The organism is Peribacillus psychrosaccharolyticus ATCC 23296, from assembly GCF_000305495.1.
Classification (GTDB): domain Bacteria; phylum Bacillota; class Bacilli; order Bacillales; family DSM-1321; genus Peribacillus; species Peribacillus psychrosaccharolyticus.
Genome location: NZ_AJTN02000130.1, coordinates 1 through 569 on the forward strand (window position 1 = coordinate 1; position 569 = coordinate 569).

Consider the following 569-nt stretch of genomic DNA (forward strand, 5'->3'; position numbering starts at 1 on the left):
AATTTTTCCTTCCTCGTTTTCTGCTACAAATACATCGCTATTAGTCATGTTCTCTTTCCATAACTGCTCTCGTCCTTCATAACTTAATTTATTTAAGTATTCTACTGGAATGATATTCGCATATGTAGTTTTCCAACTATCAACGTGTACTTTTGCTATACCTTCAGCATCAGCCAACGTTGCCTTTCTGATTATCATATTAGTTTCCCCTTTCAATCTTTCTCATATATATTAATATTCGGTTGCGAACATAGAAAATCCTTGTTCAACTAACCTACCCAAATAGTTGAACAAGGTATTATTTTTACTTGAATTTGAATGCTCTTAATATTCATATGGATCCCCCTTTTTTATAGCTTTAACCTTCACTTCAAAATCATCCATATCATATTTTTGGGAGATCCTCTCGAAAGAAGTGGCTATTTCACTCCGACTTTTTTCTTCTAGTGGCACATAGACATTAATTGTTTTTTTATCTTGACGGACACCGAACGATAAAATATCGTATTCCTTCTTTAGTTCTCTGCTTTCTTCCATGAATGCTAGATGCTGTTCTTCCCTTTTTTGAG

General features: G+C 33.9%; 2 protein-coding genes. Both read right to left on the minus strand.

The features are described 5' to 3' along the window. Positions 1–198: hypothetical protein (locus WYK_RS06445; protein ID WP_040373726.1), on the minus strand; the 198-nt coding region annotated here is incomplete at its 3' end. A gap of 126 nt (positions 199–324) precedes the next feature. Next, positions 325–569: hypothetical protein (locus WYK_RS24870; RefSeq protein WP_040373727.1), on the minus strand; the 245-nt coding region annotated here is incomplete at its 5' end.